The sequence below is a fragment of the Rhodococcoides kyotonense genome, assembly GCF_900188125.1.
GTDB lineage: Bacteria > Actinomycetota > Actinomycetes > Mycobacteriales > Mycobacteriaceae > Rhodococcoides > Rhodococcoides kyotonense.
This window is the reverse complement of record NZ_FZOW01000024.1, coordinates 24823-41206: the sequence shown is the minus strand read 5'-3', so window position 1 is coordinate 41206 and position 16384 is coordinate 24823. Positions and strand designations below refer to the sequence as shown.

Below are 16384 nucleotides of genomic sequence, written 5' to 3'. Positions count from 1 at the left end.
CGGTCCGGTTGTGGGTCACAGTCCGCGTCGTCGCAGTTCGTTGGTCAACGCGACCTGACGTGCTTCGAGCGCACCGACCTCGTCGGCGGGCCTATTTTCTCGCACCGCCCGGCGTCGGCGTTGCGTCAGTTCGATCAGTGCTGCGTCGAGTTCGTCGAGGCTCATCTCTTTCGCAGTCACCACCGGGTGCGGCCATGCGATGGAGCGGTCGGGCTCCGGTGCGCGTCGGCCCCTCGTCGAGGAGAGGCCGACCGAGCGGCAGTGAGGTGGGCAGAGCCGAACACTGTTTGCTCCCACCAACTTTGAAGCGGACTGGGGTCAGCCCACACGATCGGTCTCGGATCCGAATCGTCCACTACGCCCACCTTTCGGGGCCGTGTGGATCGGTCGACTTCTTGCACGCGAACATCGACAGCTGTCGTTCGCAATGCACCGTGCACGGTCCTCATCGAAGTCCGGAGTCCCACCCGGGGTGGGAGGGCCTCTCAGAAGCTCATGGCGACAGTTCCGCACGATCGCGTTCTGCCCGAAACCTCATCGTCGAGCTGGTACGAAGTCTACCGGAGATCACGCACCACGGAGGGCGCGGCGGAGAGTTTGTTTTCCGTTGCGTAACAACCGCTGTCACTGTTTCCCTGTCGCGACTACGCGCATCGGCGAGAGCTGAACCTCACCGGCGAACCGGCGCTGAAAGAGAGCGGACATCCCCGGGTACGACCAGGCTCTTGACCGCGGAATCGACCGTGTCCGCCGACGCCGACATCTGGTCGGCCCCGGCGGACAGGGGCCGCACCCCGGCGCACACGGGCGAGGATGTTCGCTTGCGTCTCACCCTGCCGATCGATACGTGCGCCGGGTGGGCGAGGGTGCAGGTGCGATGCACTCCCGAGACGAACAGGGTTGAGGACCTACGAGGTGAACCGCCGGAAGGCCACAGCGTCGTCTCGGTGCCGAGCCCCCTCACCCCCGGGTGTAGTCGCAAATTCTCCTACAGGGGTCACTTCGGCTGCCTCCCGCTTCACAGGCTGAATGTCATCACGGATCGAGAATCCGATACCTTGATCACCCACGGCGCAGAGCGAGCCGTACCCGCGGCAGACGCAGCCATCGCAACGACGATGCTACGCAGAATCTTTTTTCGAGCCCGGGCGCTATGCAAGGCACGCGATAGCGGTCGCTCCGTCGACACGGCCCGCATCGCACGAATTCTGCCAATCATGCGGCTACACAGCCGAAACCGACGCATCGGATGCGAGTCCTCGGCACACGACGGTCACAGGGCCTGGGGTTACGTTCTGTCCGTGCCCGCGGCCCTGTCTGCGCGGCGCCGAGCGAATTCTCCCGCTTTGTTCAACGCTCTGGACACGATGTTCGGCTTGCCGGAACGCTGTTCGATCGCACGACCACCGACGGCGAGAAGTCGAGCGAGGATCGGTAGTCCGATCGCGACGATCAGGTATCGATACACATATTTTCTGGCCAGCAGAGGAATCATGAATGGATCCTCGACTGGGTCAACGCACCGCGCGGCGCACGCGCAGCGCGCCGGTGACGGCGAGAGTGATGATCGAGCCGACGGCCGCGGCGCCGAGCAGCCAGACACCCTGGGGCAGCCCGAAGTTCCAGCCCAGGAAGTTCACGTTTTCGTGGACGGTGTTCTGAAGAACGAAGATCACCAGGGCGATCGAAAAGACGAGAGCAACGATCAGGGCGAGCTTGGCGATGAAGCCGCCGCGGCGCGGGGCTGGGCGCGTTGCAGCAGTGGGGTCGGTTGCGGTCATGGTGGTGGTCCTTGTCGGTGATGATGAGTGTGAGAGGGAGCGGGGCCGCCGATTCGGTGATCAACGGCCCCCTGAGGTTGGGCTACGAACGAGGCGGTTACTTGAAGGTGTCCTTGATGTTCTCGCCGATCTTCTTCACCCCGGCGGAACCCTGATCGGTCTTGCCTTCGGCCTTCAGGTCCTTGTTGTCGGTGATGTCTCCGACAACCTCCTTGGCCTTGCCGAGTGCGTCCTCCGCTGCGTTCTTGGCCTTGTCCACGAAGCTCATAACAGCACCTCTCGTGTGAGTGTGATGGACAGTTACAGCTATATAGTCGGTTCCCGAACCCCGAAACAAACGCCGACCAAATATGATCCATGTCACTTAGAGGTCGCACGATCCGGCGGAGCTACTGCCGCGAATCATGTGGTTACGCACTCCCCCACATGGCCAGTTACCCGACGATGCCGGCGACAGCCTGGCGGCGAGCCCGGCATGCGGGATTCCGCCCAATGCAGTCAACTCGAACCTGCGGTACACCTCGTTGTCCTTCGAGTGTCACCGGCAGGCGAAGATACGGGGCCGTCTGGCTGAGCACCTCGTGTGCGTGTGGGGCGAACGTGGCGGCGATCGAACCGATCGGGGTACCAGCTGAGTCGGCGCCCTCCGTGTTGGGGCGTTACAGGCACCGACAATTCCGCATCCTCAGGACATCCCGACACGGCAACAGTCAAGCCCGCTGCGTGGCGATCGAAGACGAGTAAGCGCGGTATCGAGCAGCGGCTTGCGGAGTGGTCATCGCCGCCACAACGGCGTCGATGCATTCATCGAGCCGGGCCCGGAGGGCGATCGGGTCATCGCTCATGGGAGCGAACAGACACCCGCCGGCCAACATGCTCGCCGCCGCGTGCACGAACCGGGTGGGGTCGAACGGTGCAGCGAAGCAACCGTCCGAGGCAGCCGAGTTCGCGAGTTCGAGAGCGATGTCCTCCCACCCACGGCTCGCCCGGCCGGCGGGATCGGAGGGAAAGTCCGGGTCGATGCCCAGACGCAGCTCCGCAAGCAGGACAGGCTCGCCGATCGCAGCGGCGGTGACGTCGTCGAGCAGACCACCGAGTGCATCGATCGGATGTAGTGCAGCCGTGCGCCAGGGCTCGGCTATTTCGGCGTAGCGGCGGGACGCCTGAGCTGTCACAGCCTGACCAAGAGCTTCCTTGGACCGGAAATGGAAGTACATGGCACCTTTGGTGCGTTCGCTCGCAGCCACGATGGTGTTCACCGACGCGGCGGCGTACCCGCGTCGCGAGAATTCCGTCGCAGCCGCCTCGACAATCACGTCGCGGGTGATGCGGGCGCGTTTCTGTTGAACAGGGCTGTTCAGTGCTCTGTCCGGCGTCATAGTCATCGTATTTCCCTGCAGCGAAGTATCTCTCGCCGCCAGCATACTGGTGCCCTGACCGTCGTTGATCGACGCAAAGACTGTGTCCTTGGTTCTCGGTGTGGCGCCCCGCTGCATCACCGCGGCAGCTGCCGCTCGGTGCCCCTCTGCTCACTCATCACGCACACACCAACCATCGAACATAAGGTGCCATGCGCTCGAAAAAGAGGCGTTAAGCGCAGTTACCGCACCGTCAACTCTGCCTTGACGTCCGGGTCGGCAGGTCGGTTCATGAGGCTGATGTTCGCCCATCAGCGAAACCCGGCGGTGAACACGATTGTCGAGGGCGTGCCCACCTTGATCGGAGTTCCGGCAGTCGCCAGGTCCCCGGTTTCGGGATCGAGGGTGTAGGCGGTGATGACGTCGGACTTCTGGTTTGCCACGTAAAGGGTGCGCTCCGACGGATCAAGGGTGATGAAGCGTGGCTGATGCCCACCCGAAGAAGTGAATGCCGGGGGCAGTAGAGCCCCCACCGGTGTGACGCCAAAGATGGCGACCGAATCGGCGCCGCGGTTCGAGACGAGCACGAATTTGCCGCCTGGTGTGACTACGACCTCGGCGCCGGTGCTTTCACCTTCGAACCCGTTGGGCAGCGTCGAGAGGTGTTGTACCGCAACGAGGGTTGCGGACCCGGATTCGTACGCCAGAACACTGACCTCCGAGGACAGTTCGTCCACCAGGTATCCGATCGGCAGTGTGGGGTGGAATGAGATGTGCCGTGGCCCGGATCCGGCGTGCGAGCGATACGGCACGCCGTCATCGCTGAGCGTGCCGGTGGCGGCATCGAAGCCTATGCGGTGCACGACGTCGGTTCCCTTGTCCGGGACGAGGATGTGACGCCCGGTGACGTCGAAGGGGACGTGATGCGGCTGCGGGCCGTGTTGCTCGTCGGCTAGCGGCCCGGGTGTGCCGCTCAGTGTGAGGAGCTGAATCCGGTCCCCCAGCGTCCCATCGGGTTTACGCGGGAACACCGCCAACGATCCGGTCGCATAGTTGGCGACGACGAGGAAGCGCTCGTCAGGTGAGAGCGAGAGGTGGACCGGGTTCGTTCCTCCGGTCTCGTGCACTCCGAGCGGGGTCAGTGTGCCGGTCGGGGGGTCGACGCGGTACGTGGTCACTGCAGTCAGATCACCGTGCACGGCGTACAACGTCGTCTGACCTCGATCCAGGATCAGGAAGGACGGGTTGCCCACTGCCGTCGGAAGTTGTTGCACCGCAGTCCATCGCCCAGGTGCGTCGACTCGGAAGACCGAGATCCCGGGCGCGCGTCCCTGACGTTTGGCGGTGGTGTATCCGCCGACGTACGCGAAGTGCACGGTAGCCGAACCTTCCTGGGAAGCAGCGGCGGACGCGGTCGACGGGAACACCGCTGCCGCAGCGGCGCCTCCCACGATTGTGGTGAGGAAGGTGCGTCGGTCGATTTCGAACGGGGACAACAGAACTCCTCTGTCAGCCGCAGACGGTGATCTGCGGCGTCGGGACGACGTCAGAACGGCAGGGCGGTGTTGGTTTCGTCGGAGAGCTTCCGCAGATCTTCGATGGTCTGCTCGGCCAGCACCACTCCGCCGTCGGCGAGATTGCGGGCGGCGGCCTCGTCTTCGACCTCGCCGGGGTAGAAGATTCGGTCGTTGCCTTCGGCCAGCGGCGTGGAGTGCACCTCGTCGATCAGCCCTTGGACAGCGTGCAGGTATTGATCGGTCTGGCCTGCGCTGGCGACATCGATGGCGATGAACATGTGCCCGGCCCCGCTGGGCTGATCGGCGACGTACGGGCCCTTGATCGCAGTTCCGGTACGGCTGCCGGTCAGCGCCCCGGACAGGATGTCCATCATGAAGGTGATCGCATAACCCTTGTGCCCGGCCATCGGCAGGATGACTCCGTCGATTGCAGCGGAGGCGTCAGTGGTGGTGCGTCCCTCGGCGTCCATGGCCCAGGTATCGGGGATGGATTGTCCGCGGTTGCGAGCGAGGTAGATCTTGCCGCGGGCCACCGCGGTGTTGGCGATGTCGACCACCACAGCACCCCCAGCGGTCGGCGCGGGTGCACCGATGGACCACGGGTTGGTACCGAGCCGCTTCTCCTTGCCACCCCACGGCGCCATCGCCGGACTTGCATTCGTTGTCAGGATCGACGCGCAACCATCGAGCGCTGCGCGGCGCGTGTAGTACATGGCGGTGCCGAAGTGATTGGAGTTCCGCACACCGACCATGCCGATGCCGTACGCGCGAGCACGCTCGACCGCGATCGTGCGGGCCGTCTCGGTCAGGACCTGACCGATGCCGTTGCGGCCGTCGAGGATCTGCAGCGCGCCCGCATCCGAGACCACCTCCGGCTCGGTCACCGCCGTCATCACGCCGGTACGAAGCCGGGCGACGTACCAGGGCAGACGCAACACCCCGTGTGACTGGTGGCCCCACAGATCGGACTGCACGAGACTGTCCGCCACCAGATGCGCATCGGCCTCGGGCACGTTGTGCGAACGCAAGACAGTGGTGGCGAAGTCGGTGAGCGCATCGGGTTTGATGCGGGTCGCGTGGGTCATGGGAGCACTACCTCGTTTCATTCGATACGTTTAGGTATACACTACGACATACATAATCTGCATCACAGTCGAACAAGGAGTTCACCTCGTGTTGAACCTGCTGGTATCGGTCAGAGTCCAGGCCGACAAGCGTGAGAAGTTTCTTGCTGCGATCACCGAGAACGCCGAATCGTCGGTGCGCGACGAACCGGGCTGCTACCAGTTCGATGTATTCGAGGACGACAACGAGGACAACCACTTCTTCTACTACGAGCGCTACACCGACCGTGCGGCATTCGAGGCGCACAAGGCGTCCACCCATTTCGCTGCATGGCGTGAGGTTGCCGAGGACGTGCTCGTGCCCGGTTCTCAGCTCAACACGTTCGGCACTTCGGTCACCACGGTGATCGAGACCGCCTCCGTCTGACCGGTTCGTCTCTCGACTCACCCAGGAGTTCCCTTCATGACTGCTTCGATCACCACGATCAACCCTGCGACCGGCCTCGAGCTCGCGACCTACCCGGCGTTCAGCGACGCCCAGGTCGACTCTGCACTCGATCGCGCAGCTGCAGCCCAGATCGCATGGGCGCACACCAGTTTCGACGACCGATCGAAGGTGCTGCACGCCGGTGCCGCCGAACTGCGCTCCCGCGCCGAGGATCTCGCACTGCTCGTCACTCGCGAGATGGGCAAGCCGCTCACAGAGTCCCGCGCCGAGGTCGAAAAGTGCGCGGTCGGTCTCGAGTACTACGCCGACAACGCCGCCCGCTTCCTCGCCGACGAGAACTACGAGACCTCCGCCGACACCAGTTGGGTCTCCTACGAACCCATCGGGATCGTGTTGGCGATCATGCCGTGGAACTTCCCACTGTGGCAGGTCTTCCGCTTCGCCGCACCGGCATTGATGGCCGGCAACGCAGCCTTCCTCAAGCACTCACCGAACACCACCGGCGCAGCGCTCGAAGCGCAAGCGATCCTCGAAGCCGCCGGGCTGCCCGAAGGCCTGTTCACGACGCTGTTGGTCGCCGAAGCCGATGTCCCGGCGGTCACCGAACGCCTCATCGCCGACGCCCGTGTCGGCGCGGTGACCATCACCGGCAGCGAACGAGCAGGCTCGGCGGTCGGATCCATCGCCGGCCGTGAGATCAAGAAGTCCGTTCTCGAACTCGGCGGGTCCGATCCGTTCATCGTCCTCGCAGACGCAGATCTGCCCAAAGTTGCACACCTTGCCGTCAAGGGACGTTTCCTCAACGCGGGCCAGTCCTGCATCTCACCGAAACGCTTCATCGTCGAAGCCGCTGTGGCAGAGGAGTTCACACGTCTGGTCGTCGCCGCGGTCGAGTCGTTGACCGTCGGTGACCCGGAAGCAGAGGGTACCGACGTCGGCCCGCTGGCCCGCGCCGATCTGCGTGACGGGGTTGCATCCCAGGTGCGTGCCTCGATCGACGCCGGCGCCTCTCTGCTCACCGGTGGCGGGGCACTCGATCGCCCCGGCAACTTCTACGCACCCACCGTGCTCGGCAACGTCGCCGTCGGGATGGACGCCTACCACGAAGAAGCATTCGGTCCGGTCGCCTCGATCATCACCGTCGCCGATGCCGACGAAGCTGTCTTCGTCGCCAACGACACTCGCTTCGGTCTCGGTGCGAGCATCTGGAGCGCGGATGTGGACAAGGCCATCGAGGTCGGCAAACGCATCACCTCCGGTGCCTGCTTCGTCAACTCCGTTGTCGCCTCCGACGCACGGATGCCGTTCGGTGGCACCAAGCGATCCGGCTACGGCCGCGAACTCGCCTCCGCCGGGATCCGGGAGTTCGTCAACGTCCGCACCTGGTGGGCCATGAACGAACCCGCCACTGTCGCACCGGTCTCCGAATAACGCTGCTCGATCACCTGATTCGAATCGAAAGGGATACAACTTCCATGACCACCAGCACCGAAGGCCGCACCGTCACCGACTCCGCCAGCGACGACGGCCGCCCCGCCGTTGTCCTGCACGCGTCCGAGATCACCCCGCGTCAGCGCGGCGGCGGAGCCCGCACCATCCCGCTGGTCTCCCAGCAGGTCGGCGCGAAGGACTTCCTCAACGGCATCACCATGTTCGCTCCGGGATCGGCAATCCCCGAGCACATCCACAACTGCGACGAGTCCGTGCTGATCCTGAAGGGCTCCGCAGTCGCGCACATCGACGGCAAGCAGTACCCGGTCTCCGTCGGCGACAACTCCTTCATTCCCGCAGGAATCCAGCACTTCTTCCACAACACCTCCGAAACCGAAGAGCTGCACATCTTCTGGACCTACGCATCCACCGACGCCACCCGCACCGTCATCGCAACCGGCGTCACCACCCGCATCGACGAAGAACACGGAACCAACATCGCCTGATCGACGTGGGCACCGTCGCCACAGCTCGGCCGCAGAGCGTTCAGGAACGAGGGTGTTCTGCGGCCTGGTGATCTTCGGCTCGGTGTTCTGCCGCGGTGTGGTGTCGTCCACCTATCCATGGGTGATCCGAGACGTGCCTTCGGCGCGACGCCTCGCAGCACTCACCCATGCGGGACGGGTGCGCTCACCCCTCTCGGGTTCGCCTGCAGAGCTTGGCAATCCGGCGGTGCGGCTATGCGGTGATCAGATCGATCTGTGGGCCTCGACCCACTCGCGTCGGTTTCATCACTGCATCCAGGATGGTCTGCTCGGTTGCCTTCAGATGCACCGCGGATGCCTCCTCCGCGGCGGCAACGGCCCCGTCGATAATGGCCCTGCACATGTGTTTGTGTTCGGCGAGCGAGGCCGCCAACCGGTCCGTCGAGTGCGCAATAGACCGCAAACGCGCACTGTGAGGCCGTAATTCGGCGATCGACCGCGACAGTTGGACATTGCGAGTGTGCGCGATCACCGCTCGGTCGAATTCTTCTGCGAGCGTATAGAACCGCTCCCACCGCTGCGTCGACGGCGCCTGCGCCTCCAGCTCCTCCAACTCGTCGAGAATCTGCTGAAACGGCGCGGCGATGGAGGAATCGAGTCGTACCGCATCGGCCACCATTCCCGTGGCCGTGGATTCGAGCAACGTACGGAGCTCGAACAAGTCCCGGACCCCTGATATCGAAATCGGCGCCACCCGCGCTCCCTGCCGGTCGACAAGCGTGACCAGCCCCTCGGCCTCGAGCCGGACGAACGCTTGGCGAACGGGCGTCCGGGATGCCTGCAGCCGATCGCCGGTCGCGATCGCACTCAACGAGGCGCCCGGAGGGATTTCCCCCGACATGATTTCGCTCTTGAGCTGCGCGTACACCCGATCGCTCTTGCTGTCTCCCGCCATGATTGCATCTTAGCCAACCAAACGGCACTCGCCAAGGAACGCCATACGGTATACAGTGATGCACACCACTACTGGAAAGGGCGACGATGCTCGTCATACTCGGCTTCTCGATGATCGCGGTCTTCATGTACCTGATCATGAGCAAACGCATCACCCCGGTCGCGGCACTGATCCTCGTGCCCACTGTGTTCGGCCTGTTCGCAGGCGCAGGCCTGGGACTGAGCGACATGATCATGGAGGCGCTGCTCAAGCTCGCCCCCACCGCGGCGCTGCTGTTCTTCGCCATCACGTTCTTCGGCATCATGATCGATGTCGGACTGTTCGATCCGCTGATCCGATTGATCCTCAAATTCGTCAAGAACGACCCGATGCGCCTGGTCGTCGGCACCGCGCTACTGACCTCGATCGTCTCGCTCGACGGCGACGGATCGACGACCTTCATCATCGTCACCTCGGCGTTCCTGCCGATCTACCTCAAACTGCGCATGAGCCCGGTCATCCTGACCGTCGTCGCAGCCACTGCCAACGGCGTCCTCAACACCGTGCCGTGGGGCGGATCGACCGCACGCGCATCGGCAGCCCTCGGGGTCTCGCCGATCGACATCTTCGTCCCGATGATTCCCGCAATCGCAGCCGGCGTCGTCACCGTCCTGATCCTGGCGTACTTCCTCGGCCGAGCCGAACGCAAGCGCGTCGGAACCCTCACGCTCGATCCGCAGTCGCGGATCCTGCAGCGCGAGAAAGTCACCACGACCGTTACCGGCGGCACCGGGGCGGTTACCGGTGTCGGCGGCTCGACAGGATCAACTGGATCGGATCGACCGGCGGCCACCTCGCCGGATCCCTCGGACGACTCCACACCCCCGCAGGTACGAGACGACAACAGCGACTTCGGTGACCTACCCGAAGATGCGGCCAGCCACCTCCACCGCCCCAAGGCCAGGCCGAAGCTGGTGTGGCTCAACCTCGCTCTCACTCTCGCGGTGATGACACTGCTCGTGCTCGACACGATCGAGCCGCCGGTGACATTCCTGATCGCTGTGGGAATCGCCCTGGTGCTCAACTTCCCTCGCGTCACCGAGCAGGCCGATCAGATCAAGGCCCACGCCAGTTCGGTCGTGTCCGTGGTGTCGCTCGTGTTCGCCGCATCGGTACTCACCGGCGTCCTCAACGGAACCGGAATGGTCGAAGCAATGTCGCAGTGGCTCGTCGACATCATTCCGAACTCGTTCGGACCACACCTGGCCATCGTCGCCGGAATTCTGAGCATTCCGCTCACCTTCCTGATGAGCAACGACGCCTTCTTCTTCGGCGTCCTACCGGTCCTGACCGAAACCGCCTCCCACTACGGCATCACCGCCGAAGAGATGGCCCGCGCGTCCATCGTCGGGCAACCGCTGCACACCTCGAGCCCGCTCGTCGCATCGTTCCTGCTGCTCATCGGCCTCGCGAAAGTCGAACTCGGAGCGCACCTTCGAAAAGCCATCTGGCGCGCTTCGCTGGTGTGCCTGGTCATGCTCGTCGTCGGCGCACTCGTCGCCGCCTACCCCGGATGAGGACACCCATGAACATCGTCACCGCACAGAACGAACGCCCCGAAAGCCGACTCGCCCTCGACTGGATACTCGCCAACGGTCCCCAGCTTGCAGGCGATCCCACAGAGCTGACGGTGCACGTCGTACTCGCTGCCGGCACCGATTCGCCCGCCAGCCCGAACTACAGCTCGTTCGGCCTCGGACGATCCATCGCCGACGAGCTGGAGGAGCACAACATCACCCACACCGTCTACCCTGCAGGTTCGGATGCGGCCGTTCAGATCCTCGACACCGCACACACCGTGTCCGCCGACCTCGTCGTCATCGGAATGCGCCGACGCTCGGCCACCATGAAACTCCTTCTCGGAAGCCAAGTTCAACGAGTCATGCTCGACGCCCCGTGCCCGGTCGTGACCGTGAAAACATCCCCCGACTAATTGCCGGGACCTGGAAGCATCCGTCCGCCGGTGGTCGCCACAACCACATACCGCGCCGGCCACCGGCGCATGGAACTTCCCCTTCTCGGCTGATCGGACCGGTTACCTACCGGCCCAGCACTGGCACCTCCATCGCGCCAACCCAGCCGAAACCAGCGCTGGGTATGCCCGCAGGTATATGAAACGACGGTAGAATCGGTCGATGCAGCAGTCAGAGACGCCGTGGCGAGGAAAAGCAGAGACCGTCTACGAGCAACTACGTACCGACATCGAGACGGGGGTTCTCGAACCCGGGCAGGTGCTTCCCGAACACGACCTGGTCACCTACACCGGAGCCTCGCGAACTCCCATCAGAGAGGCGCTCCGCCGCCTCGCCGGCGACGGCCTGATCGACCTCGCGCCACGCCGCGCACCCGCAGTCTCCCGGATATCACTACGAAGCGCCCGGGCCCTGTTCGACTTCCGCCGGCTGCTCGAACCCGCCGCCATACGCATGGTCACCGTCAAAGCGCGGGACAGTACCGCGCTACGAGACGACATCCTGAACCTTCTCGACAGATTCCGTGACCTGCGGGAACTCGGCTCGGCGGGCGACGACACCGCCAGCTTCCTGACTCTCACCGCCGCATTCGACCAACTTCTGGCCGATCACACACCGAACGAATACCTCAAACGCTCCATACTGGACCTACGTCCACACAGCGCTCGTTTGCGCAATATCGCCCACAGCGACCGATCACGCATCCCGCATTCGATCGACGAACACATACGGATGTGCGTCGCGCTCCTCGACGGCGACTCCGACGCCGCATCCGGCGCAATGATCGCACACCTCGACCTCGTCGATCGAGCAATCTTCCGGAACCTTCTCGGCGGCGAAAGCGCCGACATCCTCATGCCCTGACCTGACCCACTGGCGACGCCGCTCTCCCTGACGTCAACCACTCGACCCACTCGACACCTAGACTCGGTATACCCCCAGGTGTACGCTGAACGAAGTTCGACGGTCCCGCTCTGCACTTGGCCCGATATCCACCAGGTCGCATGAGCCTGAAGACACAACCGTCGACTCTCCATCCCGTTTCTGGCCGCTGCACTGCACTCGGCTCGACCCACCACCGACACGATTGGACATTCGATGAAGATCGCAATCCTCCCCGGAGACGACATCGGCCCCGAGATCAGCGACTCGACGCGGTGCGTACTGGAAGCCGTCGACGGACATTTGAATTTGGGTCTCCAATTCGAGACCCACGAGGTGGGCATGGCGTCGTACCGGCGCAACGGAACCACACTGGAGCAGTCAGTAGTCGAGGCGTGCGTGGAAGCGGACGGCGTACTGCTCGGCCCGGGAGGGATGTCTGCATACCCTCCCGTCAACGAGGGCGGGGTCAATATTCCCGGCACCATTCGTAAGCGATTGGACCTCTACGCGAATCTGCGCCCCTCGCGCCACCGCGGCGGCGTTCCGCTCAGCCGATCCGGTCTGGATGTGTTGATCGTGCGTGAGAACACCGAAGGGTTCTATGCAGACCGCAGTCTGTTCGAGGGTTACGGTGAGTTCCGGCCGACTGCCGACACGGCATTGTCGTTGCGGGTCATCACCGCACGCGCATCGCGTCGCATCGCCACCGTCGCGTTCGAACACGCTCGCCGGCGCCGCAGCCACGTCACCGCCGTCGGGAAACGGCACGTCATGCAGGTCACCGACGGACTGTTCATGGCCTCGGTCGAGGAGATCGCTCGACAGTACCCCGATGTCGGACTCCACGAGATGGACGTCGACGCGATGGCCGCGGACCTCTATCTTCGACCGGACAAGTTCGATGTTCTGTTGACTACCAACATGTTCGGCGACATCCTGTCCAATGAGGCAGCCGCTCTCGCCGGCGGCCTCGGTTTGGCAGGGGCCTTGAACGTCGGTGACGATCACGCCGCAGCGAACGCCGGCCACGGCTCCGCTCCCGACATCGCCGGCCTGGGCATCGCCAACCCGACCAGTCTCATTGCATCATCGGCAATGTTGTTGCACTGGTGGGGAACTCGCACCGACACCGTCTCCTTCACCACCGCGGCAGCAGTGATCGACGCGGCTCTGGACCGCACTCTGCGCGCACCAGCAACCCGAACACGCGACCTGGGCGGAACTGCCACCACAGCGCAGTTCACCGCCTCCGTCGTCGCCGCCATCGCGGCCACCGTTGCCGAATCAGCCGGCACCCGCTGACAGCGGGCCCAGCAACTCGATCGAGAAAAAAGGGTGACCCGCCGATGCACACCGTATTCGTTCGACTCGATGTACGACCGGAGATGATCGACGAATTCATCTCCGGAATCGAGGCAAACGCTCACGCCTCTCTCCATACCGAACCCGGGTGCCTCCGCTTCGACGTCCACCGAGACACCGCCGATCACCACAGGTTCTACTTCTACGAGATCTACACCGACGAAGCTGCTTTCAGCGTCGCGCATCGCAAAGCCCCGCACTACGCCTCGTGGCGCGAAACAGTCACACGCTGCGTGGTTCCCGGCAGTCACCACAACACCTACGCCGAACCGGTGTTTCCCAACGACATCGCCGAAGGCCCGAACTCCTGATCACCCCGCCAGCCCACCGAACCTTGCACGAGGAACCACGATGCCCCACGACCACCCTCCGCTCGTCGCGCTCATCAGTGCAGTCGATACAGCAATTACACCGATCCACACCGCGTTCGACGAGCACTACCCCACCGCGCAACTGTGGAACATCATCGACGACCGGTTGCTGAGTGACGCTGCAGCTCACGGTGCAGTCACCACAGCACTACATCGACGAATGCAACGGCTCATCGACCATGTCGTCGAAGGCGGAGCCGATGCAGTGCTGTTGACTTGCTCGATGTACGCATCAGTCGCACACGAAAAGGCAACCGGTGCAAGCATTCCGATTCTCGGACCGGACGATGCGCTCTTCCAAGCAGTCACGGCAAGCGGGTATCGGCGCATCACCGTCGTCTCGTCCGCACCAGGGCCGCTCGCCGATTCCATCGCCCGCCTGCGGCGCATGGTCGACTCCGACGTCACCGTCGATGGTGCACTCGCCGCCGAAGCTGCCGGACCTGCAAGACACGGGAACCTCGACCTGATCACGCAATCGATCTGTGCGGCAGTCACTTCCACCGCGACCGCCCCTGATGCGGTCGTACTCGGACAATACTCGTTGACCCCGGTAGCTCCACGCATCGAGACAGCCACGGGAATTGCAACCCTCGCCGGGCCCGATCACGCGGTGCGCAACCTGCGCGCCCGTCTCGAAGCAGCAGTCCCGTCATGATCGGGGCAATCGCGGATGACTTCACCGGAGCCACCGACATCGCAGTGGCGTTCCGACGACAGGGTTTGAAGACCACCATCATTTTTCGATTGGACGAGAAAACCGTCCTGTCCGACAGCGACGCCGTCGTAATCGCACTGAAAATCCGAACAATCGACGCCGTCGACGCCGTGGACCGCGCACTCACCGCCCTCCACTGGCTCCAGGCACGCGGCGCGAAGCAGATCCTCTACAAGTATTGCTCGACCTTCGACTCACGACCCGACGGAAACATCGGCCCAGTCGTGGACGCCCTGTCGAGGTCCCTGAACGCACGTCACGTCATCTTCGTCCCTGCCTCACCGCAGCACGGCCGCACTCAATACATGGGGCACTTGTTCGTCGACCGCACGCTGCTGTCCGAATCGCCGATGAGACACCACCCCCTCACCCCGATGCGTCAATCACACCTCCCGACGGTCCTGTCCGAACAGACCGAACACGACGTCGCCTTGATCGATCACCGCGCCGTCGCACAGGGACCAGAACACATCGTCTCGTTACTGAAAGAGTTCGACACACCCGGAAGCTATGTACTCATCGACGCACTCGACGAGAACGACCTTCGAACCATCGGCTCCGCCTGCGCGAACGATGTCCTCATCACCGGCGCCGCGGGCCTGGCAGCCGCCGTCGGTGAGGCCCACGCCCGCCATCTCGGCAAACAGCCGGATTATGACCACTCGAACATCGGCCACGAACTGTTCCCCGCCGTGGCACTGGCCGGCAGTTGCTCAGCACGCACACTCGAACAGATCGAGTTCATGAAACATCAAGGCCACCCGGCCCACCTTCTCAATGCGCTCGAAACACCGGATGCAGACCTTCTCGCGCATCGCGCACTCGGTTGGTATGACGAACAGACCCACGCTGCCGGTCCGCTCATCTACTCCTCCCTGCCACCAACCCAACTGCACATCACGCAGCAACACCTCGGAACAGCCCGCGCATCCAGCATCCTCGAAGCAGCCATGGGCCTCATCGCGAGCGGCCTCGTGGACCGCGGAGCACGGAGACTGATCGTGGCCGGCGGCGAGACCTCCGGCGCAGTCGTCACCGCACTGAACATCGACGGCGGCGTCATCGGGCCCGAGGCCGCGACCGGCGTGCCGTGGATCCGAACCACCGGCACCAAACCCATCGATCTTCTGCTCAAATCCGGCAACTTCGGCGAACCCGACTTACTCACAAAATCCGTCGGCAAGGAAAACTCATGAACGAAACCGCAGCCAGGCAACAGATCGTCGCGGCCGCCCGATCACTGTTTACACGCTCATTGACCCACGGCAGTACCGGGAACATCAGCATCCGAGTCGGCGACCGTATCGTCGTGACACCCACCGGTAGCAGCCTGGGCACGATCGAAACTGACGAACTGTCCATCATCGGCCCACACGGTGAGCATCTCGACGGTGCAAAGCCCTCCAAGGAAGCATTCCTGCACGCCGCGATGCTCCGTGCCCGACCGCACGACAACGCTGTCGTGCACACACACTCGACCTACGCGGCGGCAGTATCGTGCCTCGCCGGACTCGACCCCGACAATGCACTACCGCCGCTCACCGCGTACTACGCAATGCGGGTTGGCCGACTTCCGCTGCTGCCTTACCACGCACCGGGAGACAACTCCCTCGAAGCACTCGCGGAAAGAACCGCCATCGACAATCACGCCCTGCTCCTGAGTAACCACGGCCCCATCGTCACAGCCAAAACCCTCAGTACCGCACTCGACGCACTCGAAGAACTCGAAGAAACGGCAAAGCTCTTTCTTCTCTTGAAAGACCACCATGTGCGCCCGCTCACCACAGAACAGATCCGGGCTCTATCGGGCCACCCCTAACCTCTATAGCCGTTGCTCCGCAACTATGTCGTCTCAGTAGACTCGTCGAACGCGTAGCGCCGATCGGTGTCCTTGACCAACAAGTCCGGCCATCATGTAACCAGTGGGAAGGAGCGAGCCGATGCCCCATTCGCAGCCTTCGCCCCGACAGTTTCCGCACCGTCAAACACGGGTTGAC

Annotated in this window: 19 protein-coding genes; 11 read left to right on the top strand and 8 right to left on the bottom strand. The window is 63.6% G+C overall.

Annotation, left to right across the window (positions count from 1 at the left end; all coding sequences use genetic code 11):
- Positions 1 to 15: 15 nt before the first annotated feature.
- From CHB96_RS29855 to CHB96_RS26575, 7 genes are all read right to left on the bottom strand, one after another.
- A complete protein-coding gene (locus CHB96_RS29855; RefSeq protein ID WP_176444515.1) occupies positions 16 to 165 on the bottom strand; it encodes a hypothetical protein in 150 nt (49 codons plus the stop codon).
- Between the two features lie 1123 nt (positions 166 to 1288).
- A complete protein-coding gene (locus CHB96_RS26600) occupies positions 1289 to 1495 on the bottom strand; it encodes a hypothetical protein (RefSeq protein WP_089252002.1) in 207 nt (68 codons plus the stop codon).
- 19 nt (positions 1496 to 1514) lie between these two features.
- The gene (locus CHB96_RS26595; protein ID WP_089252000.1) at positions 1515 to 1781 is read right to left on the bottom strand and encodes a LapA family protein; all 267 of its coding nucleotides are present in this window, start codon (positions 1779 to 1781) and stop codon (positions 1515 to 1517) included.
- A 97-nt stretch (positions 1782 to 1878) separates the two neighbouring features.
- Positions 1879 to 2049 (bottom strand): CsbD family protein, encoded by a 171-nt coding sequence (locus CHB96_RS26590; protein WP_089251998.1) that lies wholly within the window; start codon positions 2047 to 2049, stop codon positions 1879 to 1881.
- Positions 2050 to 2491: 442 nt separating this feature from the next.
- Entirely contained in the window at positions 2492 to 3166 is a 675-nt protein-coding gene (locus CHB96_RS26585) for a TetR family transcriptional regulator (protein ID WP_176444514.1), read from the bottom strand.
- Positions 3167 to 3450: 284 nt separating this feature from the next.
- Positions 3451 to 4635: a lactonase family protein gene (locus CHB96_RS26580; RefSeq protein ID WP_245866222.1), complete on the bottom strand. Its 1185-nt coding sequence runs from the start codon at positions 4633 to 4635 to the stop codon at positions 3451 to 3453.
- A gap of 50 nt (positions 4636 to 4685) precedes the next feature.
- Positions 4686 to 5741 carry an Ldh family oxidoreductase gene (locus CHB96_RS26575; RefSeq protein ID WP_089251992.1) on the bottom strand — a complete coding sequence of 352 codons (1056 nt, stop codon included), beginning with the start codon at positions 5739 to 5741 and terminating at the stop codon, positions 4686 to 4688.
- Between the two features lie 88 nt (positions 5742 to 5829).
- Here CHB96_RS26575 and CHB96_RS26570 point away from each other — a divergent pair, with 88 nt between their 5' ends.
- The 3 genes from CHB96_RS26570 to CHB96_RS26560 are packed head-to-tail and all read left to right on the top strand — an operon-like array spanning position 5830 to position 8105.
- Positions 5830 to 6147, top strand: coding sequence for a putative quinol monooxygenase (locus CHB96_RS26570; RefSeq protein WP_089251990.1), 318 nt, complete (start codon positions 5830 to 5832; stop codon positions 6145 to 6147).
- Between the two features lie 36 nt (positions 6148 to 6183).
- Complete coding sequence (locus CHB96_RS26565; RefSeq protein ID WP_089251988.1) at positions 6184 to 7599, top strand: NAD-dependent succinate-semialdehyde dehydrogenase; 1416 nt, start codon at positions 6184 to 6186, stop codon at positions 7597 to 7599.
- A gap of 44 nt (positions 7600 to 7643) precedes the next feature.
- Positions 7644 to 8105 carry a cupin domain-containing protein gene (locus tag CHB96_RS26560; protein WP_089251986.1) on the top strand — a complete coding sequence of 154 codons (462 nt, stop codon included), beginning with the start codon at positions 7644 to 7646 and terminating at the stop codon, positions 8103 to 8105.
- Between the two features lie 232 nt (positions 8106 to 8337).
- Here CHB96_RS26560 and CHB96_RS26555 read toward each other — a convergent pair whose 3' ends face one another.
- A complete protein-coding gene (locus CHB96_RS26555) occupies positions 8338 to 9039 on the bottom strand; it encodes a GntR family transcriptional regulator (RefSeq protein WP_089251984.1) in 702 nt (233 codons plus the stop codon).
- 86 nt (positions 9040 to 9125) lie between these two features.
- Between CHB96_RS26555 and CHB96_RS26550 the strand changes: the two genes are divergently transcribed.
- The 8 genes from CHB96_RS26550 to otnC all read left to right on the top strand — a co-directional run bounded on the left by CHB96_RS26550 (position 9126) and on the right by otnC (position 16206).
- Positions 9126 to 10595 carry a CitMHS family transporter gene (locus CHB96_RS26550; protein ID WP_089251982.1) on the top strand — a complete coding sequence of 490 codons (1470 nt, stop codon included), beginning with the start codon at positions 9126 to 9128 and terminating at the stop codon, positions 10593 to 10595.
- Between the two features lie 8 nt (positions 10596 to 10603).
- Entirely contained in the window at positions 10604 to 11011 is a 408-nt protein-coding gene (locus CHB96_RS26545; protein WP_089251980.1) for a universal stress protein, read from the top strand.
- A 202-nt stretch (positions 11012 to 11213) separates the two neighbouring features.
- Positions 11214 to 11915: a GntR family transcriptional regulator gene (locus CHB96_RS26540; protein ID WP_089251978.1), complete on the top strand. Its 702-nt coding sequence runs from the start codon at positions 11214 to 11216 to the stop codon at positions 11913 to 11915.
- 234 nt (positions 11916 to 12149) lie between these two features.
- A complete protein-coding gene (locus CHB96_RS26535) occupies positions 12150 to 13238 on the top strand; it encodes an isocitrate/isopropylmalate dehydrogenase family protein (RefSeq protein ID WP_089251976.1) in 1089 nt (362 codons plus the stop codon).
- Between the two features lie 44 nt (positions 13239 to 13282).
- Positions 13283 to 13609, top strand: coding sequence for a putative quinol monooxygenase (locus CHB96_RS26530; protein ID WP_089251974.1), 327 nt, complete (start codon positions 13283 to 13285; stop codon positions 13607 to 13609).
- A 40-nt stretch (positions 13610 to 13649) separates the two neighbouring features.
- Positions 13650 to 14327: a hypothetical protein gene (locus CHB96_RS26525; RefSeq protein WP_089251972.1), complete on the top strand. Its 678-nt coding sequence runs from the start codon at positions 13650 to 13652 to the stop codon at positions 14325 to 14327.
- A complete protein-coding gene (gene otnK, locus CHB96_RS26520; RefSeq protein ID WP_089251970.1) occupies positions 14324 to 15583 on the top strand; it encodes a 3-oxo-tetronate kinase in 1260 nt (419 codons plus the stop codon). The genes CHB96_RS26525 and otnK overlap by 4 nt, the downstream gene beginning before the upstream one ends.
- Positions 15580 to 16206 carry a 3-oxo-tetronate 4-phosphate decarboxylase gene (gene otnC, locus CHB96_RS26515; protein ID WP_089251968.1) on the top strand — a complete coding sequence of 209 codons (627 nt, stop codon included), beginning with the start codon at positions 15580 to 15582 and terminating at the stop codon, positions 16204 to 16206. The genes otnK and otnC overlap by 4 nt, the downstream gene beginning before the upstream one ends.
- The last annotated feature ends 178 nt before the right edge of the window (positions 16207 to 16384 follow it).